Raw genomic sequence first — 24937 nt, 5'->3', positions numbered from 1 at the left:
GGAACGCTTCCCTTACTGTGCCTGTGGCGTCTGTGCCTGTGGCGTCCGCGAGCCCCGGAACACGAGGTTCCGGGGCTCACGAATCTTGGCGTCTCTGTGAGCGAAGGCTCAGAGACCGGCGGTCAGGCCGGTGGCCAGGTTCGTGACGGCGCCGGTGTTCACGCCGGTCGTGCCCTCGACCGTGCCGACGACGCCGCCGAGGGTGGCGGAGACCGGGGCGACGGAGTCGAGGGTGTTGGTGACGTTGCCCGCGAGACCGGAGACGAGGCCGCCGGCGACGTTGTCGAGGTCGGCGTCGGAAATCTCGAGGGTCTCGACCTGGGGGGTGTTGTTCATGATGTGAACGCCCTTCTCATGAATGTCGTAAAGGTGTTTCAAACTCCGCGGAACCCACGGTGCGAATTCCGCGTAGTGCTGGATCCAAGCACGATCGCAGCTCGTACATCCAATCGACGAAGTGACGTTCAGCTGTGACTGTGGCATCGAATCACCGCTGAGTGCAGGCAGGTTCACCGGGTGGCGGCAGCTCCTTCACAACATCCACAGAGGGAAATGGAGGGCGTCATGCGACGCCCTCCAGCAAATCGGACACCCTCCTGTCAAAAGGCACTTCCTGTGGTCCATGCATGGAAATTCGGCGGGAGCGCGGACCGAATGGCGTGACCAGGGTGCACATTCGATGTGCAGGTTCATTGAAGGCGTGCGCATTCGGGACCGAAGAGGACACGGGGGCCGATTCGGGGTGTCCGGACGCGGCCGAGGCCTCCGGACACCCGAGGTGCGGCTCCGTACCGGAGCCGAGGCTCTAGAAGAACCCGAGCTTGGCCGTCGAGTAACTCACCAGGAGGTTCTTCGTCTGCTGGTAGTGATCCAGCATCATCCGGTGGTTCTCACGGCCGATGCCCGACTGCTTGTAGCCGCCGAACGCCGCGTGGGCCGGGTAGGCGTGGTAGTTGTTCACCCACACCCGGCCCGCCTGGATCGAACGGCCTGCGCGGTAGGCGGTGTTCATGTCGCGCGTCCAGACGCCGGCGCCGAGGCCGTAGAGCGTGTCGTTGGCGATCTTCAGGGCGTCGTCGTAGTCGGTGAACGAGGTCACCGAGACCACGGGGCCGAAGATCTCCTCCTGGAAGATCCGCATCCTGTTGTCGCCCTCGAAGATCGTCGGCTGGACGTAGTAGCCGCCCGCCAACTCACCGTCGTACTCGATGCGCTGACCGCCCGTCAGCACCTTCGCGCCCTCCTGCTGGCCGATGTCGAGATACGAGAGGATCTTCTCCAGCTGGTCGTTGGAGGCCTGGGCGCCGATCATCGTCCCGGTGTCCAGGGGGTGGCCGGGGATGATCTGCTCGGTGCGGGCGATGGCCGCTTCGAGGAACTCGCTGTAGTGGCCGCGCTGGATGAGCGCCCGTGACGGGCAGGTGCACACCTCGCCCTGGTTGAGAGCGAACATGGTGAAGCCCTCCAGGGCCTTGTCACGGAACTCGTCGTTCGCCGCCCACACGTCGTCGAAGAAGATGTTCGGTGACTTGCCGCCGAGTTCGAGCGTGACCGGCTTGATGTTCTCCGAGGCGTACTGCATGATCAGCCGCCCCGTCGTGGTCTCCCCGGTGAACGCGACCTTCGCCACCCGCGGGCTGGACGCCAGGGGCTTGCCGGCCTCCGCGCCGAAACCGTTGACGATGTTCAGGACGCCGGGCGGCAGCAGGTCGGAGACCAGGCTCAGCCAGTAGTGCACCGACGCCGGGGTCTGCTCGGCCGGCTTGAGGACGACCGCGTTGCCCGCGGCGAGCGCCGGGGCCAGCTTCCAGGTCGCCATCAGGATCGGGAAGTTCCACGGGATGATCTGCGCGACCACACCGAGCGGCTCGTGGAAGTGGTACGCCACCGTGTCGTCGTCGATCTGGCTGAGCGAGCCCTCCTGGGCGCGCACCACGCCCGCGAAGTAGCGGAAGTGGTCGATGGCGAGCGGGATGTCGGCGGCCAGGGTCTCGCGGACCGGCTTGCCGTTCTCCCAGGACTCGGCGACCGCCAGCTGTTCGAGGTTCGCCTCCATCCGGTCGGCGATCTTGTTGAGGATCACCGCGCGTTCCGTCGTGGAGGTGCGGCCCCACGCGGGTGCCGCGGCGTGCGCGGCGTCCAGGGCCCGCTCCACGTCCTCGGAGGTGCCGCGGGCGATCTCCGTGAACGTCTGGCCGTTGACCGGGCTGGGGTTCTCGAAGTACTGGCCCCGGGCCGGGGGCACGTACTCGCCGCCGATGTAGTGGTCGTAGCGCGACTGATAGGACACGAGGGCGCCCTCGGTGCCGGGCGCGGCGTAACGGGTCATTTCTTCGGGCCTCCCGGGGCTTGCCGCCCGTCGTCGGGCAGCGTTCTCCGGGGAGGCTAGGAGCGCTGAGGTTGCAACCACGTTGCCCGTGGCGGACGTTCCGGCGGCCCGGGCCAGGCGGGTGTCCGCGGCGGGCTCTACGACGGTGCCGACTGTTCCTCGTCCAGGTCACGGCGCCGCGCCTCCGCCGCCGCCCGCTCCGGCGCGCCCCGCGGCGTCGCCGCCACAAGCGCCTGCCATACGTCGAGGTCGTCGCCGCCCCACGGGCTGTACGCCCAGTCCGCGAGCAGCTGCGGATCGCCCCGCTGGACCAGGGCGCCGCGCAGGGCGTGACCGAGACGGTCACGGATGCGGGCCACCTCGGGCGACTGGGACAGGGGGAGCAGCGGTCCGGCATACGCCGCCATCGCCCCGGACACCGCGCCCGCGGCAAGACGGCGTTCGACCAGCAGGAAGTCCGCGTCCACCGGAGCGGTGAACCGGTAGGGCCGGGACGCGAGCAGATCGGCGCCCAACAGGCTCCGCAGCCGGGAGAGTTCGGCGCGCAGCGTCACCGGGGACATCGACTCGTTCTCGTACAGGAAGAGGAGCAGCTGATCGCCGGTCAGGCCCTCGGGGTGGCGGGCGAGCAGGACCGCCAGCTCGCTGTGGCGGCGGCTGAGCCGCATCCTGCGGCCGTGCGCCACGAGCAGGGCCTCGTCCCGGCCCAGCGTGTTGAGCTGGACCCTCTCCACCGGTGACGGCCGCCGGTCGATGGCGAGTTGGGCCTCCGCCGCCCGCGCCACCGCCTGCACGAACGCCAGACTCATCGGCCCCGCGAGCCGGTCGCCCCCGGTGATGTCCACGGCGCCGAGGAGCCTGCCGGTGTGCGGATCGTGCACCGGTGCCGCCGCGCAGGTCCAGGGCTGCACCGGGCGGCTGAAGTGCTCGGCGGCGAAGACCTGCACGGGGCGGTCGACGGCGACCGCCGTGCCCGGTGCGTTGGTGCCCATCACGGACTCCGCCCAGCGGGCGCCGGGCACGAAGTTCATGTCCCCGGCACGGCTGCGGGTGCCCGTATGCCCCTCGACCCACATCAGCCGTCCGTGCGCGTCGCACACCGCGAGGAGATGTTCACCGTCCATGGCGAAGGTGCTCATCAGCTCGCGGAACAGCGGCATCACCCGGGCCAGCGGATGCTGTGCGCGGTAGGCGCCGAGGTCGCCGTCGGCGAGCTCGACCCGGGCGGTGCCCTCGGGGCTGACCCGGGCCCGGACCGAACGCCGCCACGAGTCGGCCACCACCGGCCGCACCGGCCGCGCCACCGTGCCGGCGGTGCCGGCCGCGGTGAACGTGGCGTGGGCGCGGCGCAGCATCCGTACCCGCTCGGCGGGGTCGGCGCCGGGCTCCAGTGCCACCCACGGATCCGTCAACTCTGCCTCCCGGTGCGGGCCCTGCGGTCGGGGACATCGTCGCCCCGGCAGTGCGGACCGACAACCGCTGCGGCGGCAGATTGGCGGGATCGGCCGGTGACGATCAGCTCAGTCGGCCGGGGATGATCGCTTCGGTCGACCGGTGACGATCAGTTCGGTGGGCCGGGAACGCCCAGTTCAGTCGGCCGGGGACGATCGGCTCACAGGGAGTTCACGAGAGAGAGATAGCGGTCCCAGTCCCAGTGCGGCCCCGGATCCGTGTGGGTCGCGCCGGGGACTTCGTTGTGGCCGATGATGTGGTCGCGGTTCTTCGGGATGCCGTACGTGGCGCACAGATAGGCGGTGAGCTCGGCGGACGAGACGTACATCGCTTCCGTGAACCAGGCGGGGTCATCGACCCAGCCCTCGTGCTCGATGCCGATGCTGCGCGTGTTGTAGTCCCAGTTGCCCGCGTGCCAGCCGATGTTGCGGTCCCGGACGCACTGGGCGACCTGCCCGTCCGACGAGCGCACCACATAGTGCGCCGAGACCTTCTTCTGCGGGTTCTGGAAGATCGCGATGGTGTCGGCGTAGGTCTCCTGGGCGACGTGGATGACGACGAAGTCGATGGGGTACGAGCCGGGCCTGCTGGACGCGGTGTAGTTGGAGGTGCTCGCGGGGGCCCATTCGGCGTCGGGATAGTCGAAGAGCCGCGCCGGGCGGGCGGTGGCGCGGGTCGCGGGGAGCAGCGCCGCGGGTACCACGGCGAGTGCGGCGCCCTGCAGGAGACGGCGGCGGCTCGGCATGCCGGGAGTTCTGCGCGCGTAGTCCATGGGGTGAACTGCCTTTCCGGTGGGGGGATGTGCTCCTTCGGGTCGCTCTGTACGAGGGATCGGCGGGTGCTCGTGCTCGCGCTCGTGCTCGGTGATGAGTCCGGGGGGGGCAGGTGGGCTGGCGGGCTAGGGGCTGGTGGGCCGGTGGGGGAGAAGCGCGGCCGCACTCTCGCGCAGCCGGGCGTGCGCGCCACGGTGGGTCTCGCGGGCCGGCAGCCACTCCTTGCGGAGCTTCGCCACGCACGTGTAGTTGGTGTCGCAGACATTGGCGAGCGGCGATTCCACCGCCTGGGTGGCGAACTGGTAGGCGTCGAGGTCGGTGAAGCCGTAATCGCGTACGAGCCAGTGCACGAGATCGAGTTGGGAGATCCGGAAGGCGTCCTCCAGGGGCCGGGCCGAGCCGGTGGAGACGAGGTGGGTGTCGGATTCGATCCGTGGCCACGGTGTCGCCAGGTCCTTGAGCAGGTCGACGATCACGACGGTGTTCATGGCGCACTCGACGGCCACTCCGCAGGTCTCGCCCTCGCCCTGGCGTGCGTGCCCGTCGCCCAGGCTGAGCAGCGCGCCCTCGACGTTCACGCCCAGGTAGCAGGTGACGCCCGCGCGCATCTCGGGGGTGTCCATGTTGCCGCCGTGCGCGTCCGGTACGAGGGCCGAGCGCACCTCGAGACCTGCGGGCGCCACACCGACCGTGCCGTGCATCGGATCCATGGGCAGCTCGATGGTGAAGTCGCTGTCGTGGGCGGCGAATCGAGCGGTGCGCCGGGTGCGGTCGAGCTGCCAGATCCAGACCCGCTCGGGCAGCGGCGGCTGCAGGGTCGCCGTGGTGTGCGTGGAGGTGAGCGCCCCGAAGAGCGGAACTGTCGTGGACGCCGCCCAGTCGCGGGCCGGTTCGATGGACACGAAGTGCACCGCCACCGTGTCGCCCGGCTCGGCGCCCTCGACGTAGAAGGGACCGGTCTGCGGGTTGAGGTAGGGGAATTCGCAGACCTCCGACACCAGGTCCTTCTCCGAGCGCACCCGGCCCGCGAAGCAGTCCTCGGTGTAGAGGTCGAGGACGGTGCCGGGAGTGATCCGCGCCACCGGGGGCGCGCCGCCGAACGTCCAGGCGTACTCGGCCGGTTGGGGCCGCACGGTCCGGATCCTGAGCTCGCTCATCTAGGGACGGCTCCGCTCTGTCGTGGGACGTCGCCGGGGCGCGGTGGACTCACTCGTGAGGCTCACTCACGGGACCCGCCGGGGGAGGGGGCCACCGCGATCGACGGTAAGGGTCCAGACCACAGGGGCGGAAGAGGGCAGCGCGGGTGTTATCGGTCCAGACCACTGACGCGCGGGGGCCCGGCCGGGCCCCGGGCCCCCAGGAATTCCCGTGGAGCGCTCAGCGGTTCCAGGGTGCCGCCGATGGATCGTCGAGCACTGCCTGCACCACCGAATGTGCCGCACCGAGCAGCGGTCCCTGCGAGCCGAGCCGTGACACCGACACAGTGCCGCCGCCCGGCCGTTCGGGATCGGCCGTGCGTCGCCCCAACTCCCGTTCCAGGGAGGGCAGCAGCCACGGCGCCAGTTTGGACAGGGCACCGCCCAGGACCACGGTCTGCGGGTCGAGCAGGTTCACCGCGCCCGCGAGGGCGATACCGAGTGCGGACCCGGCGCCGCGCAGCGCCTTGCGCACCCGCTGGTCGCCGTCCGCCGCGAGTGCCGACAGGAGCCCGATCCGGCCCTCGCCCGGTGTGAGGCCCGCGGCCCGCAGCACCGCCTCCTCGCCCGCGTACTGCTCAAGGCAGCCACGCCCGCCGCACCGGCAGGGCGGGCCCTCGGGACGTACCGGAACATGCCCCAACTCGCCCGCGAAACCATGGGTTCCGCGCAGCAGACGGCCGCCCACGACCACGGCGGCGCCGATCCCGATCTCGGCGGAGACATGCACGAAGTCCTGCGGCGCGGGGTCGCCGCCGATCCAGAGTTCGGCGAGCGCGCCCAGATTGGCTTCGTTGTCGACGCTGAGCGGCAGCCCGTCGAGCGCGTCGAGGAGATGCGGGCCGAGATCGATGTCGCTCCAGCCGAGGTTGGGAGCGCGCACCACGGTGTGCGAGTCACGGGCGACAAGTCCGGGTACGGCGACGGCGAGCCCCGCCGGCTTGAGCCCCGCGCCCCGCACGGTGGCCGTCACCTGGCGTACCAGGCGGGTGAGTTCCTTGAGGACCGGGTCCGGAGCGCTGTCCCGGTGGTCGCTCTCCAGGACCGCCCCGGCCCGCACCTTGCCGTGCAGGTCCACGGCACAGACCGCGAGCCGGTCGACGCCGATCTCCGCGCCGAGCCCGACGGGGCCGCGCTCCCCGATGGTGAGGGCGTTGCCGGGACGGCCCACGGTGCGGGCGCTGCCGTGAGGTTGGGAGCTGCCCGTGGCCTGCGCTGTGCCGGGCCGTGGTTGGGCGCTGCCTGTGGCCTGTGCCGTGCCGGGCCGTTCCGGGCCCAGCTCCACCAGGAGCTCCGCGCGGATCAGCTCGTCCACGAGCGTCGACACGGCCGCCCTGGTCAGCCCGATCCGGCCGGCCACGGCGGCCCGTGAGAGGGGTCCCTGCGCGGCCACGGTGTGCATGACGAGGGAGAGGTTGCGGCGTCTGATGCCCTGCTGGGTGTGCGGCAGTTCGGTGCTCATGTGCGGCGTCAGCTCCTTCCCGTGGCGCCCGGGAGCGGGCCGGAACCCGGGGACGGGCCGGAACCCGGGGACGGGCCCGACCCCAGGGACGGGCCGGAACCCAGGAGCGGGCCCGCGTCCGCGAGGACGGCGGCGATCCGTTCGACGGTCTGCTCGTCGCGTTCCACCGGATCGAGCAGCGGCCCACGCGCGGTACCCCAACGGCGTGCGACCGCGGCCGGGTCCTCGCCGGTGAGCAGGCCCGCGGCCTGTGCGGCGGCGCCGAGCGCGACCAGTTCGCGGGCCTCGGGAACCTGCACGGGGCGCCCGGAAAGCCGGCGCACGGTCTGCTGCCATGCGGCGCCCCGTGCGCCGCCGCCGATGAGCAGGAGGGGGGCCGCGTCCGCCGGGTCGCCCGCTCCACCCGGCCTGCCCGTTCCGCTCGCCCCGCCGGGCCCGTCGCCGTCGTCGAGTACGAGATCCAGTGCCCGCAGCAGCGCGAACGCCGCCCCGTCGTACGCCGCCTGGAGCAGCTGTCCGCCGCTCGTGTCGTGCCGCAGCCCGTGCAGCAGGCCCGAGGCGCCCGGGAGGTTGGGGGTGCGCTCACCGTCGAGGAAGGGCAACAGGGTGGCCCCGCCGCCGGGTTCGACGGCCTCGCGGTCAAGGCCGAGCAGCGCGGCGACCCGGTCGACGGCGAGCGTGCAGTTCAGGGTGCAGGCCAGCGGCAGCCAGTCGCCGCGCGCGTCGGCGAAGCCCGCGACGGTGCCGGTGGGGTCGGCCGGGCGCCGCCGGGAAACGGCGTACACGGTGCCGGAGGTGCCCAGGCTCAGGACCGGGCTGCCGGGGCGCAGGCCGAGGCCGAGCGCGGCCGCTGCGTTGTCACCGGTGCCTGCGGCCACCAACACGCCCTTGGGGAAGGGAAGTTCGGGCAGTGTGCCCACCGTCCCCGCGACCTCGCCGGGGCGCACCACTCGCGGCAGCAGCGCGGGGTCGAGCCCGGCATGGGCCAGGACGCCGTCGTCGTACGCCTCCGTCGGCGCCGCCCACCAGCCGGTGCCAGAGGCGTCGCCGCGGTCGGTGGTGCCCTCTCCGGTGAGGCGCTCGGTGAGGTAGTCGTGCGGTAGCCGGATCGCGGCGGTGCGGGCCACGGCGTCCGGCTCGTGCTCGCGCAGCCAGGCCCACTTGGCGACGGTGAACGCCGGTGCAGGGACGCTGCCGATCCGCTCGGCCCACGCCTTCGGCCCGCCCAACTCCTCGACCAGGCGCTCGCATTGGGGCGCCGAGCGGACGTCGTTCCACAGCAGCGCGGGACGTACCGGGCGGCCCTCCGCGTCCAGGGTGACCAGGCCGTGCTGCTGGCCGCCGACGGCGACGGCCGCGGCTTCGTGGGCGGCGGCGCCGCACTGGCGCAGCGCCTCCGTCAGCGCGCTCCACCACTGCTCGGGGTCGCTCTCGCGGGCCGCGCCCGACGAGACGGTGTGCGGGGCCTGGCCACTGGCCACGACCCGGCCGGTGGCCGCGTCGACGACCAGTGCCTTCGTGGACTGCGTGGAACTGTCCACGCCGACGACGAGAGGTCCATCGGCTGCTGACATGTCGGCTCCGTTCGGGGATGTGCGGGGGACGGGATGGGGCGGGACGGGATGAGACGGGGCTGGACGGGGCGGTTCGGTTCGGTCCAGGTCTTCCCAGGGATGCTCCCGGATATTAATTTGTTAAGGGCCATGACGAAATAGGTGGCGCACGAGCCGCCTGGAGATTTCGGAACCGGGGCTCGGCCCCTCGAACCCGGTGAACCGTCGAAGGAGCAGTCGCGATGCGCTATCAGCCCACCCCCGACGACAAGTTCAGCTTCGGTCTGTGGACCGTCGGCTGGCAGGGCAGGGACCCGTTCGGCGAGGCGACCCGCGCCCCGCTCGACCCCGCCGAGAGCGTCCGGCACCTCGCGGACCTCGGCGCCTACGGCGTCACTTTCCACGACGACGACCTGATTCCCTTCGGCGCTTCGGAGACCGAGAGGGAGTCCCACGTCAAGCGGTTCCGCCAGGCCCTCGACGCGACCGGCCTGACCGTGCCGATGGCGACCACCAACCTCTTCACGCATCCCGTCTTCAAGGACGGCGCCTTCACCGCAAACGACCGCGACGTACGCCGCTACGCCCTGCGCAAGACCATCCGCAATATCGACCTCGCCGCCGAGCTCGGCGCCAGGACCTATGTCGCGTGGGGCGGCCGCGAAGGCGCGGAGTCGGGCGCGGCCAAGGATGTGCGCGCCGCCCTCGACCGTATGAAGGAGGCGTTCGACCTCCTCGGCGAGTACGTCACCACACAGGGCTACGACCTTCGCTTCGCCATCGAGCCCAAGCCGAACGAGCCGCGCGGCGACATCCTCCTTCCGACCGTCGGACACGCCCTGGCCTTCATCGAGCGCCTGGAGCGGCCCGAGTTGTACGGCGTCAACCCCGAGGTCGGCCACGAGCAGATGGCGGGCCTGAACTTCCCGCACTCCATCGCCCAGGCACTGTGGGCGGGCAAGCTCTTCCACATCGACCTCAACGGGCAGTCCGGCATCAAGTACGACCAGGATCTGCGCTTCGGCGCGGGCGATCTGCGGTCCGCCTTCTGGCTCGTCGACCTCCTGGAGCGCGGCGGTTACGAGGGCCCGCGCCACTTCGACTTCAAGCCACCGAGGACCGAGGACTACGCGGGCGTGTGGGAGTCCGCCGCGGGCTGTATGCGCAACTACCTGATCCTGCGCGAGCGTGCGGCCGCCTTCCGCGCCGACCCGGAGGTGCAGGAGGCGCTGCGCGCGTCACGCCTCGACGAACTGGCCCTGCCCACGGCCGCGGAGGGACTGCCGCAACTCCTGTCCGACCGCGCCGCCTTCGAGGACTTCGACGTGGACTCGGCGGCGGCCCGCGGGATGGCCTTCGAACGCCTCGACCAGCTGGCGATGGACCATCTCCTGGGGGTGCGCGGGTAGGCAGGTTCCCGGAGTGCGCGGGTAGGCAGGTCCCCTCGGTCCGGCCCGGTCCGCCCCGTACCAACTTCCGCACAAGGGTCGCCACTTGACCGATTACGGGCGACTCTTGATGGTATGGCTACGCCGCCGATGCCTCCGCAGCAGCCCCCGCCCCCACCGCCCCCGCCACCGCCACCGCCGGGAGGCTTCGGCCCTTACGACGGTGCTTACGGCCCTCCGGGTGGTGGCGCTGGTGGTGGGGGCGGTGGCGGTTACGGCCCTCCGGGCGGTGGCGGTTACGGCCCTCCGGGCCGTGGCGGATTCGGACCGCCGGGCGGCGGACCTCAGTGGCAGCCCCCTCCGCCGCCGCCCGGCCGGGGCCGCAAGGGCGCCCTGCTGGTGGTCCTTGTGGTGGCCGTCGTCATGGGCGCCATCGCCGCGGTCGTCCTCGTGGCGACGGGCGGCGGGGGCGGGGGCGACGACAGCGGTGAGCCGGACAGCCGCAGGCCGCCCGCCCGGACCAGCGACGAGCCGACGCCGACCCCGTCCTTGAGCCTGCCGTCCGACGGGCCCACCAGGAACCTGCCGTCCGAGAGGCCCACCGGCCGCCCCAGCGGTCTCGAATCCCCCGCGCCCGGCGAGGTGCCCTACTTCACGCTCAAGGCAGGCGACTGCTTCGACATCGGCGACAGCCGGCAGGGGCACGCCACCAAGCGTTCGTGCACCCGCCCGCACGACGCCGAAGTCGTCAAGATGGCGGAGCTGAACGGCTCGTTCGCCGACGACGCCGCCCTCAAGAAGGCGGCGGCCGACCTCTGCCGCGCCCCACTCGACCGCAAGGCCACCGCGCAGCCGCCCGGCTCCGTGCGCGGCACCCTCGTGCAGTACCCGGACAAGTCGGGCTACGACGTCGGCATCGACAGCGTGGCCTGCAGCCTGGCCGCGAACAGCGCAGCGGACGGGAGCCGCAAACTCACCAAGCCGCTGGTGTAGCCCCTTTGGATCCCTCGTAGACCCGTCCTGAAAAAGAGTTCGGGCGGCTCGGCCGGCGGTGTCGAGAACGCGTGACCGGCTCCGTCCCAGGGGTGAAGGCGGCCAAGATGGGTCGCACCGGGACCGAGGAGAACACCATGGCCAAGTACCTGCTGCTCAAGCACTACCGCGGCGCTCCGGCTGCCGTGAACGACGTACCCATGGACCAGTGGACGCCGGAGGAGATCTCGGCGCACATGCAGTACATGCACGACTTCGCGGACCGCCTCGAGGGCACCGGCGAGTTCGTCGACGGCCAGGCACTCGCCCCGGAGGGGACGTTCGTCCGGTACGACGGCGAGGGGCGCCCGCCGGTCACCGACGGCCCGTTCGCCGAGACGAAGGACCTCATCGCCGGCTGGATGGTGATCGACGTCGACAGCTACGAGCGCGCCGTCGAACTGGCCGGCGAGCTGTCGGCCGCCCCCGGGGCGGGCGGGAAGCCGATCCACGAGTGGCTCGAGCTGCGCCCGCTCCTGACCGCGCCGCCCACCATCACGGAGTGACGTCTCAAGAGACCTCTCAACAGACCTCTCAAGCGATGTCGCAAGCGACCGCAGAAGCGGTGTCGCAAGTGACCGCAGAAGCGGTGTCGCAAGCGACCGCTGAAGCGACCTCTGGTGTGACCTCCCGAGCACGCTCTCAAGGAACCTCAGCCGTGACCTCACCGATGAACGAGGCCCTGATCCGGAGCCTCACGCCGAGCGTGCTCGGAATCCTCGTCCGCCGCGGAGCCGACTTCGCGGCGGCCGAGGACGCCGTGCAGGACGCGCTCATCGAGGCGGTCCGCTCCTGGCCGCGCGAATCGCCCAGGGATCCACAGGGCTGGCTGGTCACCGTGGCCTGGCGCCGGTTCCTCGACGCGGCCCGGGCGGACACCGCCCGGCGGCGGCGCGAGGACCTCGTCGACGAGGAGCCGGCGCCAGGTCCCGCGCGTGCGGTGGACGACACGCTCCAGCTCTACTTCCTGTGCGCCCACCCGGCGTTGACACCGTCGTCCGCGGTCGCGCTCACACTGCGCGCGGTCGGGGGCCTGACCACCCGCCAGATCGCCCAGGCCTACCTGGTGCCCGAGGCGACCATGGCGCAGCGCATCAGCCGGGCCAAGCGCACGGTCTCCGGCGTGCGGTTCGACCAGCCCGGCGATGTCGCCACCGTGCTGCGCGTGCTCTACCTGGTCTTCAACGAGGGCTACTCCGGCGACGTCGATCTGGCCGCCGAGGCCATCAGGCTCACCCGGCAGCTCGCAGCCGCGATCGATCACCCCGAGGTGGCGGGCCTGCTCGCCCTGATGCTGCTCCACCACGCCCGGCGAGCCGCCCGTACCGCAGCCGACGGCAGCCTGGTGCCGCTCGCCGAGCAGGACCGCGGCCGGTGGGACACGGAGTCGATCGCGGAGGGTGTCACCGTCCTGCAGGCGGCCCTGGCCCGCGACCGCCTCGGCGAGTTCCAGGCCCAGGCCGCCATCGCGGCGCTCCACGCCGACGCGCCCACCGCCGAGGAGACGGACTGGGTGCAGATCGTCGAGTGGTACGACGAACTCACCCGCCTGACCGACAGCCCGGTCGTCCGCCTGAACCGCGCGGTTGCGGTCGGCGAGGCCGACGGACCGCGCGCGGGGCTTGCGGCGCTCGCGGCTCTTGAGGACTCCCTGCCCCGGCACACCGCGGTGGCGGCGTACCTCCACGAGCGCGACGGCGACCTGGCGACGGCGGCACGGCTGTACGCCGAGGCGGCCCGAAGGGCACCCAACCTCGCCGAGCGGGACCACCTGACGCGCCAGGCCGCCCGGCTCAACTCCCGCCGGTAAGACCGCTAAGGCCGGTAAGCGGCGCTGCAGGGGCCCTGCGAGAGCGCTGGCGGGAGCGCTTGCGGGAGCCTTGCAAATGCCCTCGCAAGCGCCCTCGCAAGCGCCCTCGCGAGAGCCCTTGCGAGATCTCTGCGCGCGGTGGGCCCGTAAGGAGCCCTACAGGTCGCCCGGCAGACGCTTTCCGAGATCCACGGAGGTGACCTGCGTTTCCAGGCCGCTGTCCACGAGCCGTCCGTCCGCGTCGAACGCCTCGGGCCCGTCCGACATCCCGAAGTCGTTGTCGTTGATCAGAGCGAGCGTCGAGCGGCCCGTGACCGCCACGCCTTCGATCTTCCCGGGTACGCCCTCGACCTTGCCCAGGTCGACGACGAGGTCCTTCTTCAGGACCGGAACGCCGTTGTCCGCCGGCTCGTCCAGCTCTTCCAGCGACGGCGAGGTGGACGGGTTGTCCCAGGCGCCGCCCAGGATGTCGGAGCCCCGGTCCAGACGTACGCGCTGCAGCCGGGCCGTCCTGTCGGTGCGTTCCTGGACGAGCAGGGTGTCGCGGCCGGTCGCCACCACCGAGGAGATCTTCAGCTCGGAGGTGTCGTCCTCGCCCGGGTCGACCACGCCCACCGGGTCGAAGCGGTACGCGTACTCCGCGGTGACCTGCTGCTGCCGTGGCGAGAAGCGCAGCAGCCGCGTCGTGCGCGACGCCTCGCCCGCGTCCTCGTCGGGCAGTGACAACGGGCTCTGTACCGCCATCACCAGGTCGCCGCCCGGCAGTTGGGCCAGTCCTTCGAAGCCGCGGTTGAGCTTGCGGTGCAGCAGCACGCCGGGCAGCGCCTCGGCCACCGGGTAGTCGGCGCCCGCGAGCTTCAGGCCCTCGGGCACGTACCGCTTGAGCACCCGGCCCTGCGCGGAGACGTGCACGAGGGAGGGGCCGTACTCGTCGACGAGCCAGAAGGAGCCGTCCGCGGCGCGCACGATGCCCTCGGTGTCCAGACCGTTCGGGTCGTACGGGAGCGGGGTCTTGGCGTCGTACGAGTACGGCGCCTCGTCCCGCGACCGCTGGTTGGGCAGGCCGGTGACGGGCTTGCCCCGGGTGGTGGTGAGGGGCAGCGCGTCGAGCACACGCACCTTGCCGCCGGAGACCCGGATCTTCACGATCGCCGGGTCGAAACCGGGCACAGGGAAGGTGCGCCGCTTGCCGCCGTCCACCTTGATCTGCCCGTTGGGACCGCGGTCGGTCACCGTCCAGAACTCGCCCTTGCGGCCCGCCGGATACAGGTCGCTGCCGATGCCGCCGAGGTCGACGCCGCGGTCGTCGGCGACCGTGCCGGGCAGCAGGCCGTTGCTGAACTCGCCGAGCGGCAGATCGGGCAGCGTCGCACTGCCCGTCACCTTCGCGGCCACGCCGGCGTCCCGTGCACCGGCCGCCGCCTCGTCCTGGGTCTGGACGCCGGTCGCGGTCCCGGCCACGACCACCGCGGCCGCGACGGCGAGCGGCACGCCGACGGCGACGGTACGGCGGACACGGCGCCTCTGCGGGGCGTGCGCGGACATCAAGGCCTCCTGGGTGCTGGCTGCTGAACGGTGCGCGGCCGACGGCCCACGCGAAGATCACATTCAAAGGCGCAGCCCAACGCGGGGCATCCGCAAGGTGAACAAGGGGCGGCACGCACGCAAAACCGTCACCCCTAAGTGGCCGACACGGACTGAGGGGCCGCCCCCGCGCTGGGCGACCGCCGTCGGCCTGCCCTTGGAGCGGCGGTGCCCCGCTGGCCGGTGTTTGTACTGGCGGTGCCCCGCCGACCGCCCCCGGAGCGGCGGGGCCCCGCCGACCGCCCTTGGAGCGACGGGCCCACGGCACCCCCGGCCCTCCGGCCCTTCACTCGCCGCCCAGCACCCCCGCGAGTGCGGTCGCCGGGTCGTGGGCCGGTGGGCCGGCGGGGGCCCACCGGGTGCGCTCCTTGCGGTAGGGCCACCAGCGGCCGTCGCGGCCCAGGCGCAGTTGGGCGTCGGTGCCCGTGACGGTCCAGCGGTTGCGGGCGGCGCGCAGACGCGGGCGCTCGTCCTCGTCCCACGCCGCATCCAGGGCCGCACGCGCGCGTGCGGCCGATTCCGCCTGCGGAGTCCACTCCTCCTCCAGAACGGCAAGGCCCGCCGCCCCGCCGAGCTGCCAGGCGCGTACGGCCAGGGCGAAGCCCTCGCGGTCCCGGCCCGTGCCGGCAGCGAGCCGCGCCACGATCTGCGCGTCGCGGCCGACAGCGCCCGAAGTCCCGGACGACGTCGCGGCGTCCGAAGTCCCGGACACGGTCGCGGCGTCAGGTGCCCCGGAGCGCGCCGCGGCATCCGCAGCGAGGCGCACCGCGTCCTGGCCGACGGTCAACTCCGGCTCGGGCACGGTCTCGTGGTGGCCCGGCGCCAGTGCCTCGGCGAGCAGGCGGTGTGCGTCGGCCGCGGCCGACGCGGCCAGGAACTCCAGGGCGCCGACGTCGAGGCCGGGTGCGGGCGCCGTCGACGTGTCGAGGGAGGGCGGCGTGCCGGGCGTCTCCGCGGGCGCGGCGAGCGTGGGCAGCGGAGGCAGGATCTCCCCGGTCGCGTACGCCTCCTCGGCGGCCACGCCTTCCTGTGCGGCACTCTCCGGTGCCGCCGCGCGCTCCGGGTCCTCAGGCGCGGCCCGCGCCACGCTGCGTACCTGCAGCTCGTCCAGGAGCTCGCGCTCGCCGCGGCCGCGCATCAGGAGCAGGACGAAAGGATCCTGGTCGAGCAGACGCGCCACCTGGTAGCAGAGCGCCGCGGTGTGCCCGCAGTGGTCCCACGCGTCACAGCCGCACTCCGGCTCCAGATCGCCGATGCCCGGCAGGAGTTCGAGCCCCGCGGCCGCCGCGTCCTCGACCAGGTGCGGCGGCATCTCACGGTCGAGGAGCGCCGCGATGTGCCCGGCCCGCTCGACGGCCATGTCCAGGAAGCGGTCCCACTCGTCCTCGGTGAGCCGCTGCAGCAGCACGTCGGAGCGACGCGAGGTGCGGTCGCGGTCCTGCACGACGGCGGTGATCCGGCCGGGGCGCACCGATACCGCGCCGACCGCGCCCGCACGAGCCAGCCTGCGCCCCGCTTTGAGCTGCGCGTTGTCGAGCGCGGTGTCCTCAAGGGCCTTGAGCCAGGCCTGCCCCCACCAGGTCGTCGCGAAGCCGCGCCCGTGCGCGGGCGGCAGCGCGGCGAACGTACGCTCCTCGCCGCGCGCCCGCTCGCCCCCGGCCTCGCGGCCGGCGGGCGCCTCCTCGCCGAACTCGTCCTGGTAGTCGCCGAGATCGTCCGGGTCGCCCTGGCGGTCCTCGTGGTCCTCGTGGTCCTCGTACGTCTCGTCGTATCCGTCGTTCATCGCGCGCCTCCTCGAAGCTCCACCAGATCGGCCAGCTCGGCGTCGGTCAGTTCGGTCAGGGCCGCCTCACCGGCGCCCAGGACGGCGTCCGCGAGCGCGCGCTTGCGCTCCAGCATCGCGGCGATACGATCCTCGATCGTGCCCTCGGCGATCAGCCGGTGCACCTGCACGGGCTGGGTCTGTCCGATGCGGTACGCCCGGTCGGTGGCCTGCGCCTCGACCGCCGGGTTCCACCAGCGGTCGTAGTGCACGACGTGTTCCGCGCGGGTCAGGTTCAGTCCGGTGCCCGCGGCCTTCAACGACAGCAGGAACACCGGGACTTCACCGTCCTGGAAGCGCCGCACCATCGTCTCGCGCGCCGGCACCGGCGTACCGCCGTGCAGGAACTGGCTCGGCACGCCGCGGGCCGCCAGATGCCCCTCGATGAGCCGCGCCATCCGGACGTACTGCGTGAAGACGAGCACGCTCGCGTCCTCGGCGAGAATCGTGTCGAGCAGTTCGTCGAGCAGCTCCAGCTTGCCGGAGCGCCCCGCCACTTGAGGCCGCTCCTCCTTGAGGTACTGCGCGGGGTGGTTGCAGATCTGCTTGAGCCCGGTCAGGAGCTTCACGATCATGCCGCGCCGTTCCATGCCGTCGGCGGCCGAGATCGCCGCCATCGTCTCGCGGACCACCGCCTCATAGAGGCCGGTCTGTTCCTTGGTGAGCGAGACGGCGCGGTCGGTCTCGGTCTTGGGCGGCAGTTCGGGCGCGATGCCCGGGTCGGACTTGCGGCGGCGCAGCAGGAAGGGGCCCACCAGCTTGGCGAGACGCTCGGCCGCGGCCGGGTCGTTGCCGCCCTCGACCGCCTGGGCGTAGCGCGAGCGGAAGGTGCCGAGCCGGCCGAGCAGCCCCGGGGTGGTCCAGTCGAGGATGGCCCACAGCTCGGACAGGTTGTTCTCCACCGGGGTGCCGGTCAACGCCACGCGCGCGTGGGCGTTGATGGTGCGCAGCTCCTTTGCGGTCGACGAGTACGGGTTCTTCACGTGCTGTGCCTCGTCGGCGACGACCATGCCCCAGGTGGTGCCCGCCAGTTGAGCGGCGTCCAGGCGCATGGTGCCGTAGGTGGTGAGCACGAACTCACCGGCGCCCAGGTCGTCCAGACTGCGTGTGGAGCCATGGAAGCGGCGCACCGGTGTCCCGGGCGCGAACTTGCGGATCTCGCGCTCCCAGTTGCCCATCAGGGACGTGGGGCAGACGACGAGCGTGGGGCCCGCGGCGGACTCGTCCTGCTGCCGGTGCAGATGCAGCGCGATCAAGGTGATCGTCTTGCCGAGACCCATGTCGTCCGCGAGGCAGCCGCCGAGGCCGAGCGAGGTCATCTGGGCCAGCCAGCCCAGGCCGCGCAACTGGTAGTCGCGCAGCGTGGCGTCGAGGGCGGCGGGCTGAACCACGGCTTCCGCGGCCTCGGGCCGGGCGAGACGCTCGCGCAGATTCGCCAGCCAGCCGGTCGGCTGTACGTCGACACGGCGCCCCTCGATCTCGGTCGAGCCGGTGAGCACTGCGCCGAGCGCGTCGATCGGGGTGACCTTGTGGTCCTGGCGGGCACGCGCGCGTTGTGCCTCTTCGGGATCGATGAGCACCCATTGGTCGCGCAGGCGCACGATCGGGCGGTTGGCCTCCGCGAGCTGGTCGAGCTCCGCGCGGCTCAGTTCCTGATCGCCAAGCGCGAACCACCAGTTGAAGGCGAGCAGGGCGTCGGCGGACAGGAACGACGGGGTGTCCGACGTGGCCTTCGCCGGCCCGTCGGTCTCCTCGGCGGGGGTGTCGGGCGGGCCGATGACGGCACGTGCGGTGAGCTTGCGGGCCAGCTCCTTGGGCCAGTGCACCTCGACGCCTGCTCCGGCGAGGGTGCGTGCCGCCTCGCCCAGGAGCTCGGTGACGTCCTCGTCGGCCAGGTCGACGGCGTCCGGTACGGCGGCGGAGAGCAGGGGGGCCAGCGGCGCCCAGGCGCGGGCTGCGCGGCGCAGCGCAAGGAGCGCGTCGAGGCGGCTGCGCGGCCCGAACGAGCGGGCGGCGGGCCCCGATTCGGCCCAGACGTCCGCGGCGTCGGCGACGAGCCCGGGGTCGCTGACGCTGTGCATCTGCAGGACGGCGCGGAAAGCGCCGGGCGCGGTCCGGGTGTCGTCGCCGAGGCCGGTCAGCTGCACACGCAGCGAGAGGCGTACGCCCGCGTCGTGGCCCGCGGCCACATCGGCGGCCCACTCCCGCTGTTCGGGGATGTGCTCGGGCTCGGCGGCTGCGAACGCCCGGTGTCCGGTGGCGAGATGAGCGGCGGGGGAGCGGGGCAGACAGTCGGCGACGGCGTCGAGGAAGGCGCGAAGCAGCAGCTCGGGGTCGGGCAGGCGCGGCTCCCCGGCGTCGTCAAGGGGCACGGCGTGGGCGGCGGGCGGCATCGCGGCGGCCAGCTCGCGCAGCCGCTGCCGGTCATCCGGGGCCAGCGGGCCCGCGCGCCAGGCGTCGTGGGCCGACGCCGAGAGGCCCGGCAACAGCAGCCCGCGCGCGGCCAGTTGGAGGGCGAAGACCGCCGCCGTCCCCCAGAAGGCGGCCGCCGGGTGTGCTTGCCCGGCTCCACGCGCGCGTGTGAGGACCGCGAGCGCCTCGCGTACGGACAGGAACCGGGCGGGCACCCGGACACGCTCGACGCCCGAGGTGCCGGGCCACGTGACGGTCAAGTCCTCCACGCTGCCCGTCTCGCCCGGCGGCGGTTGCTCGCCGTCGGTGCGCCAGAACGCGAACCGGGCGACACGCGCGGGGTCGCCGGGCAGGAAAACCGCACTACAGAGGGTGAGTTGATGCGTCTCGGAAGGCGCGGCCTCGGATTGCCTGTGCACAGGGATGGTGGATTCCTCAAACTTGACTACTGGGACCGGAGCGGCCGAGGGTACCTCACCCGGTCGCTTCCGCGTGAGCGGAACTTGCATGGTGTGCGTCACGTTCCGGCGGGGGTGTAGCCAGCGCCACCCACCGCGCGGGGGGCTTCCCCCCGGAGGCATGCGGGTGGTGGCGTCATGGCTGCACGGCGTCACGTCTCCGTAGGTTCAAGGCGTCGGCCGCCACAGACCGGTCCGACGGCGCCGGCCGCTACAGAACCGCTCGTGCGGCCGTCCTGACTCCACCTGCACACCAGTGCGGCGAAGCCGGCGCAGCACAGCCTGGCGCTTTGACCTACAGACCGGAGACTCACGATGGCGTACAGCACGTTGGCGGAGCCGAGTTCCGCCCACGCACCGGCCGACCGGTCGCCCGACCGTGCCCCGACGGACGAGGCGTCCGGCAGCGAGTTCGCGCCCCTGCTGCGCACCGTGAGGGGGCAAGGGCTCCTGGAGCGGCGGATCGGCTGGTACGTCCGCGGGATCACTGTCAACGCGCTGATCCTCGCCGCCCTCGTCGCCGCCGTCCTGGCCGTCGGCGACACCTGGTGGACGCTGCTCCTGGCGGTGCCGCTCGCCGTGTTCTTCGCCCGCACCGCCTTCATCGGGCACGACGCCGGGCACTCCCAGATATCCGGCAGCCGCACGACCGCCCGCGTCATCGGCCTGGTCCACGGCAACCTCCTGCTCGGCATGAGCGCCGCCTGGTGGAACGACAAGCACAACCGGCACCACGCCAACCCCAACCACCTGGAGAAGGACCCGGACGTGAAACCGGACGTCCTGGTCTTCGCACGTGACCACGCGGAGGGCCGCGCGGGCGTCAAGGGCTGGCTCACCCGCAACCAGGCCTGGCTGTTCTTCCCCCTGTGCCTCCTGGAAGGCCTCAACCTCAAGGTCAGCGGCTTCAGGGACCTGCGCCGCCAGGCACCGCGCGAGCGCCTCGTGGAGGGCACGCTCCTGGTCACCCACCTCGCCGCCTACGCGACGCTGCTCCTGACCGCGATGTCCCCGGGCAAGGCGATCGCCTTCGCGCTGCTCCACCAGGCGCTGTTCGGCCTCCACCTGGGCATGGCCTTCGCGCCCAACCACAAGGGCATGGAGATGCCCGACGGCACCGGCGAACGCTGGGGTCATCTGCGCCGGCAGGTCCTCACCTCGCGCAACATCCGCGGCAGCGCCCTCACCGACTGGTTCCTCGGCGGCCTCAACTACCAGATCGAGCACCACCTGTTCCCCAGCATGCCCCGCCCCCATCTGCGCCTGGCCCAGCCCATGGTCCGCGACCACTGCCGCACCGTGGGCATCCCGTACACCGAGACCGGGGTCATCGACTCCTACCGGCAGGCGCTGCGCCACCTGCGGGAGGTCGGGGAGCCTCTCAGGGTCGAGTAAGGGTTGGCGCGGCCGGACATCAGGGTCACCTCAGGGTCCAGACTGGAACCACGGCGGACGTGGCCCCGTTCTCACAGCAGAGAGCGGCATCGGCCGCAAAGGAGGCGACTCTGATGTCGAACAACGCGAAGATCGCTGTGGGCGGTGTGGCGATCGGCCTGTTCCTGTGGATCTGGCTGCCCCTGTGGGCCGTTTTGCTGATCGTGGTCGGCGTGCCCGCGGGCGCCTATCTGGCCCTCGACCCCTCCCAGCGCCGCAGGCTGCGCCGGGTCTCCCGCAAGGAGCTGGGCCGCTGAGACCCGGGCTCTGCGATCCTCGCCGGCCGCGCAGAGCGGCACCCCGGAGCCGGCCGCGGAGAGCGGCACCCCGGAGCCGGCCGGCCCGCCCGAGCGGCCCCTTCGGACCGAACTGAACCAACCGCCGGACCCGCGCACCGCGCGGGTCCGACCGGCGCTTCAGGCGGGACGGACGGCCATCTTGTCCAGGGCCTCCAGGAGCCCGGGCAGCTCGGGCCCCCGGCCGACCGGCAGCACCTCGCCCGGCTCCTCGTCGAGCAGCACGAACGCGATGTCATCGGTCCTGGCGACCAGGGACCAGCCGGGGCCGTCGGCGCGCAGAGTGCGGGCATCCTGAGTGGCGAAGGCGGAACGGACACGGCCCAGGGGTGGTGGCGTATCCACGTAGGCCCGCGCCTCTTCGAGCACACGCCGAACCCCGCTGAGGGGCGGGCTTCCGTCCGGGCCGGCATCGGAGTCACGGGGGGACACCACGTCGGCCGCGGCGTCCGAGGCGCTGGGGGAGTCCTCGGCAGCAGCACCCCCGGGTCCCTCGGCAGCAGCACCCCCGGGCTCCTGGGCAGCGGCGTCTCCGGGCCCTGCGGAGGCCGCCGCCAGGGGCGCCTTCGAACGCGCTGCGGTTGAGGCATCAGTATCGGCTGACCCGGATGCGGGGGAATCCGTCGGCGTCGCCTCGGTGCCGCGCGAAGCGCCCTCAGCGTCCCCGCTGCCGGCCCCTGCCTGGTCGGCCGGAGCTGAGCCCGCCGAAGCAGCTGCCGCCTCCGCTACCTCCTCCGCTTCCGCGTTCTCCTCCGCTTCCGCTGTCGCCTGGGCCGGCGAACCGTCCGGGTTCACGAAGTCCGCGTCATCGATCTGCGCCCGCCACGTCGCCCACTGCAGGGCGATCTCGTCGGCGCCGAGGCGGCGTTGGGCCGGACCCCAAGTGCTGGTGTCCGGCGGTGACAGGATGCGCCCGTCGGTGTCGTCCGGGTCGGGTTCCGGGTCGTGCGGTGCGGGCACGCCGGGTGCCGCGACCGCCACCGGGAGCGGCCAGCCGGGCAGCGCGGCCACCACGGTGCGTTCGTCGGGCGACAGGTCGTACTCCATGCCGCAGTCCCACGAGGCGATCGCCACCGCCACCAGGGACACATCGTCCACGACTACCGTCCACCGCGCGCCGTCGCCGTCCTGCCCCAGGACCAGTCCGTACCCCTCGGCCGGCGGCGCGAGTCCGAGGGCCGAGCAGGCCTCCGGATAGTCGTCGCCGAGCACGCTCGGGAACTTCGCGGGCGTCAGAAGAACCGCCGTGAGCACATAAAGTGCGTCGTCGTCCTCGGCGGCGACGGCCTCGCCCGTCCCGGCCATGGCACCCTCCCCATCGCTACGTCCGTCGGCGCACCTTAACGAGTCAGTAACTCGCGCGTCGAGGCCCGGCGAAGGGAAGAATCGCTAGTCGGAGCCCTCAAGTGCCGGGCGCCCTGCGTGGGTCGGGCGCGGCGCCTGTGTGTCAGGACCGGCGTGGGGACGGCGCCATGATCGGGAGCCGGGAGCCGGGAGCCGGGAGCCGGGAGCCGGGAGCCGGGAGCCGGGAGCCGGGAGCCGGGAGCCGGGAGCCGGGAGCCGGGAGCCGGGAGCCGGGAGCCGGGAGTTCGGGAGACCGAGAGACCGGAGACGTGGGACCGAAGCCCGGAGTCCGGTGTCGGATGCCCGGGGTCAGATGCCCGGCGTCGAACGCCCGCTGTCAGTGGCCGGCAGTCCGAGGAGCGACCGGGCGACATCGTCGGGCGATTCGTTGCGCTCTCTGGCCAGGGCTATCACCGCGCGGCAGGCCAGTTCGCTGACACCGAAGGAGAGCGCCTCGGGCGAGACCCACCCGGCCGCCTCGTCCATCTGTTCCTGGTCGTCCTCGGCGCTCGCGGAGACATAAGTGGCCGCCGCCTCGAAGAGGTTGTGCGTGCGTTTGCCCGCCGAGTGCTCGGCTGTCCGAGTGCCCTTGGTGCGGCGGGCGCCATCCGGCCCCGCGGCGCCCGGATCGCGTCCGTCCGGCCGGACCAGTCTGCGAAGTCTGTCGAACATGGGCGGAGCACCTTCCCCCTGTTGTGGCTTCCGGGCCAGGCCGGCCCGGATTTCAAGCTGATCGCTTTCAAGCTGGTCGGACTCTCAAGCCGACCGAACTTCCAAGTGTGCCCGATCGGAGGCCAGTTCGAGCACCCACGCAGGGGCCGGACTCAGTCCTCTCGTACGGCCAGGGTCAGAAAACGGGCGTCCTCATCGGTGTACGAGATCATGCGCCAGCCCGAACCGGCCAGGAGGGGGCGGAGATTGTCCTCGGCCCGCAGGTCGTCGGGTGTGATCTGCCGTCCCTGGCGGGCGGCGAGGGCGGCGCGTCCGATGGGGTGGAAGAGCGCGAGCCGCCCGCCGGGGCGCACGACACGCGCCAACTCCCCCAGGTTTTGCGCCGGTTGCGGAAGGTGCGCGATGAGGCCCGCGCCGAACACGGCATCCAGGGAAGCGGTACGCAGCGGAAGGCGTGACACATCGGCCAGCAGCAGCCGGCCGAAACGGTCGCGGCCGGCCTGCACCGCGGCGGCGAGCATCTCGGGGGTCAGATCGGCGCCGAGCACGACGCCACCGGGACCCACCTGGGCCCGGAGGGCGGGCAGGGCGCGTGCCGTGCCGCAGCCCGCGTCGAGCACGGAGGCGCCCGGCCGCAGGCCGAGCTCGGCGACCCCTGCCTCATAGGCGGGGCCGTCGTCGGGGAACCGGGAATCCCAGTCCGCCGCGCGGGCCGCGAAGAACTCCTGCACCCGGGCGGGGTCGTACTCCTGGGCCGGGCTGCGGTCCCGGGACCGCGTCTGGTCGTCGCTCATGCACCCAATGATCCCGCAGCCCACTGACACCCGACCCTGCCCGTCACCGCCCGCCCGTCCCCCGAGCTGTCCTGCCGTGCGTGAATCCGGCCCTCGCGCAGTGACCGTCCCGGTCGATGCCGGGCTTCTTGTGCCGCTTCCGGCCAAAGTACGCGGAGCGGCTCGGAGGGCTGGCGCAGTGCGCATGTTCGAGCCTGGCGCGATCGTTCAGGAACATCTCCCTGTCATATTCCGCCAGCTTTCGAAATGCGCCCCCTTCGTGCGCCCCTCGCGGGGCTAGCGTCCGGGAGCCATGGGACACCTGGACCACGCGACCTTCGGCTGGCTCACACCCGTGCTGTCGTACGTCATGGCGTGCATCGGCGCGGCACTCGGCCTGCGCTGCACCGTGCGTGCCCTCGGCGCCACGGGCAAGGCGCGGCGCAACTGGCTGCTCACCGCGGCCTCCGCGATCGGCACCGGAATCTGGACGATGCACTTCGTGGCGATGCTCGGCTTCACCGTCAGCGGCACCGAGATCCGCTACAACGTGCCGCTGACCGTGCTCAGCCTCGTCGTGGCCATGCTCGTCGTCGGCGCCGGAGTCTTCGCCGTCGGCTACGGCCGCGACCGTGGTCGCGCCCTCGCCATCGGCGGCCTCACCACCGGACTCGGCGTCGCGAGCATGCACTACCTCGGCATGGCCGCAGTGCGTCTGCACGGTGATGTCACATACGACCCGCTGCTCATCGGACTCTCCGTGGTGATCGCCGTAGTGGCCGCCACCGCGGCCCTGTGGGCGGCGCTCAACATCACCTCGCCGCTCGCGGTCGCCCTCGCCTCGTTGGTGATGGGGGGCGCGGTGAGCAGCATGCACTACACCGGCATGATCGCGGTGAGTGTGCGGGTCGGCCCCTCAAGCGCGGCACTGCCCGGGGCGACGGCGATGCAGTTCATCTTCCCGCTCGCCGTCGGCCTCGGGTCATATCTCTTCCTGACCTCCGCCTTCGTCGCGCTCTCCCCGACAGCGGTGGAGCGCGAGGCCTCCGCTTCAGCGCAGCGCCCGGTCGAGAACGCCGCCGCCCACTAGAAGCGCCGCCCGTCAGGCCCCTGCCGGCCGGCGGGCCGCGCACCCCCTTCGGCCCGA

20 protein-coding genes are annotated in these 24937 nt (G+C 72.3%); 7 read left to right on the top strand and 13 right to left on the bottom strand.

Going from position 1 to position 24937, the window contains the following annotated elements:
- Positions 1-108: 108 nt before the first annotated feature.
- The 7 genes from ACFQVC_RS10400 to xylB form a co-directional block, all read right to left on the bottom strand.
- Positions 109-336: a type A2 lantipeptide gene (locus ACFQVC_RS10400; protein WP_381829201.1), complete on the bottom strand. Its 228-nt coding sequence runs from the start codon at positions 334-336 to the stop codon at positions 109-111.
- Between the two features lie 469 nt (positions 337-805).
- Positions 806-2329, bottom strand: a complete 1524-nt coding sequence (gene exaC / locus ACFQVC_RS10395; RefSeq protein ID WP_381829199.1) for an acetaldehyde dehydrogenase ExaC — start codon at positions 2327-2329, stop codon at positions 806-808.
- A 137-nt stretch (positions 2330-2466) separates the two neighbouring features.
- A complete protein-coding gene (locus ACFQVC_RS10390) occupies positions 2467-3741 on the bottom strand; it encodes a GAF domain-containing protein (RefSeq protein WP_381829197.1) in 1275 nt (424 codons plus the stop codon).
- Between the two features lie 200 nt (positions 3742-3941).
- Positions 3942-4553, bottom strand: coding sequence for an N-acetylmuramoyl-L-alanine amidase (locus tag ACFQVC_RS10385; RefSeq protein ID WP_381829195.1), 612 nt, complete (start codon positions 4551-4553; stop codon positions 3942-3944).
- Between the two features lie 126 nt (positions 4554-4679).
- Positions 4680-5711: an acetamidase/formamidase family protein gene (locus ACFQVC_RS10380; protein ID WP_381829193.1), complete on the bottom strand. Its 1032-nt coding sequence runs from the start codon at positions 5709-5711 to the stop codon at positions 4680-4682.
- A gap of 220 nt (positions 5712-5931) precedes the next feature.
- Positions 5932-7212 (bottom strand): ROK family transcriptional regulator, encoded by a 1281-nt coding sequence (locus tag ACFQVC_RS10375; RefSeq protein ID WP_381829191.1) that lies wholly within the window; start codon positions 7210-7212, stop codon positions 5932-5934.
- An 8-nt stretch (positions 7213-7220) separates the two neighbouring features.
- The gene (gene xylB / locus ACFQVC_RS10370; RefSeq protein WP_381829189.1) at positions 7221-8786 is read right to left on the bottom strand and encodes a xylulokinase; all 1566 of its coding nucleotides are present in this window, start codon (positions 8784-8786) and stop codon (positions 7221-7223) included.
- 221 nt (positions 8787-9007) lie between these two features.
- Here xylB and xylA point away from each other — a divergent pair, with 221 nt between their 5' ends.
- From xylA to ACFQVC_RS10350, 4 genes are all read left to right on the top strand, one after another.
- The gene (xylA, locus tag ACFQVC_RS10365) at positions 9008-10174 is read left to right on the top strand and encodes a xylose isomerase (protein ID WP_381829187.1); all 1167 of its coding nucleotides are present in this window, start codon (positions 9008-9010) and stop codon (positions 10172-10174) included.
- Positions 10175-10552: 378 nt separating this feature from the next.
- On the top strand, positions 10553-11146 hold the full coding sequence (locus ACFQVC_RS10360) for a hypothetical protein (protein WP_381829185.1): 594 nt from the start codon (positions 10553-10555) through the stop codon (positions 11144-11146).
- Positions 11147-11283: 137 nt separating this feature from the next.
- Entirely contained in the window at positions 11284-11691 is a 408-nt protein-coding gene (locus ACFQVC_RS10355) for a YciI family protein (RefSeq protein ID WP_381829550.1), read from the top strand.
- Positions 11692-11855: 164 nt separating this feature from the next.
- On the top strand, positions 11856-12995 hold the full coding sequence (locus tag ACFQVC_RS10350) for an RNA polymerase sigma factor (protein WP_381829548.1): 1140 nt from the start codon (positions 11856-11858) through the stop codon (positions 12993-12995).
- Positions 12996-13151: 156 nt separating this feature from the next.
- On the opposite strand, the gene ACFQVC_RS10345 is transcribed toward ACFQVC_RS10350, so the two are convergent.
- The 3 genes from ACFQVC_RS10345 to ACFQVC_RS10335 form a co-directional block, all read right to left on the bottom strand.
- Complete coding sequence (locus tag ACFQVC_RS10345; protein WP_381829183.1) at positions 13152-14540, bottom strand: esterase-like activity of phytase family protein; 1389 nt, start codon at positions 14538-14540, stop codon at positions 13152-13154.
- A gap of 325 nt (positions 14541-14865) precedes the next feature.
- Complete coding sequence (locus ACFQVC_RS10340; protein ID WP_381829181.1) at positions 14866-16362, bottom strand: SWIM zinc finger family protein; 1497 nt, start codon at positions 16360-16362, stop codon at positions 14866-14868.
- The gene (locus ACFQVC_RS10335; RefSeq protein ID WP_381829179.1) at positions 16359-19322 is read right to left on the bottom strand and encodes an SNF2-related protein; all 2964 of its coding nucleotides are present in this window, start codon (positions 19320-19322) and stop codon (positions 16359-16361) included. Before ACFQVC_RS10335 ends, ACFQVC_RS10340 begins: the two co-directional genes overlap by 4 nt.
- Before the next feature lie 264 nt (positions 19323-19586).
- On the opposite strand from ACFQVC_RS10335, the gene ACFQVC_RS10330 reads away from it, so the two are divergent.
- Together ACFQVC_RS10330 and ACFQVC_RS10325 are read left to right on the top strand one after the other, a co-directional pair.
- A complete protein-coding gene (locus ACFQVC_RS10330) occupies positions 19587-20666 on the top strand; it encodes a fatty acid desaturase family protein (RefSeq protein WP_381829177.1) in 1080 nt (359 codons plus the stop codon).
- A 113-nt stretch (positions 20667-20779) separates the two neighbouring features.
- On the top strand, positions 20780-20962 hold the full coding sequence (locus ACFQVC_RS10325; RefSeq protein WP_381829175.1) for a hypothetical protein: 183 nt from the start codon (positions 20780-20782) through the stop codon (positions 20960-20962).
- 159 nt (positions 20963-21121) lie between these two features.
- Here ACFQVC_RS10325 and ACFQVC_RS10320 read toward each other — a convergent pair whose 3' ends face one another.
- The 3 genes from ACFQVC_RS10320 to ACFQVC_RS10310 form a co-directional block, all read right to left on the bottom strand.
- Positions 21122-22306, bottom strand: a complete 1185-nt coding sequence (locus tag ACFQVC_RS10320; RefSeq protein WP_381829173.1) for a hypothetical protein — start codon at positions 22304-22306, stop codon at positions 21122-21124.
- Positions 22307-22654: 348 nt separating this feature from the next.
- Positions 22655-23017: a hypothetical protein gene (locus ACFQVC_RS10315; protein ID WP_381829171.1), complete on the bottom strand. Its 363-nt coding sequence runs from the start codon at positions 23015-23017 to the stop codon at positions 22655-22657.
- A 152-nt stretch (positions 23018-23169) separates the two neighbouring features.
- Positions 23170-23811, bottom strand: a complete 642-nt coding sequence (locus ACFQVC_RS10310; RefSeq protein WP_381829169.1) for a class I SAM-dependent methyltransferase — start codon at positions 23809-23811, stop codon at positions 23170-23172.
- Between the two features lie 292 nt (positions 23812-24103).
- Here ACFQVC_RS10310 and ACFQVC_RS10305 point away from each other — a divergent pair, with 292 nt between their 5' ends.
- Positions 24104-24880: an MHYT domain-containing protein gene (locus ACFQVC_RS10305; RefSeq protein ID WP_381829167.1), complete on the top strand. Its 777-nt coding sequence runs from the start codon at positions 24104-24106 to the stop codon at positions 24878-24880.
- The last annotated feature ends 57 nt before the right edge of the window (positions 24881-24937 follow it).

The organism is Streptomyces monticola (assembly GCF_042665355.1).
Taxonomy (GTDB): Bacteria; Actinomycetota; Actinomycetes; order Streptomycetales; family Streptomycetaceae; genus Streptomyces; species Streptomyces monticola.
The sequence above is the reverse complement of the archived record's forward strand: the minus strand, read 5'-3'. Positions and strand labels throughout refer to the sequence as shown.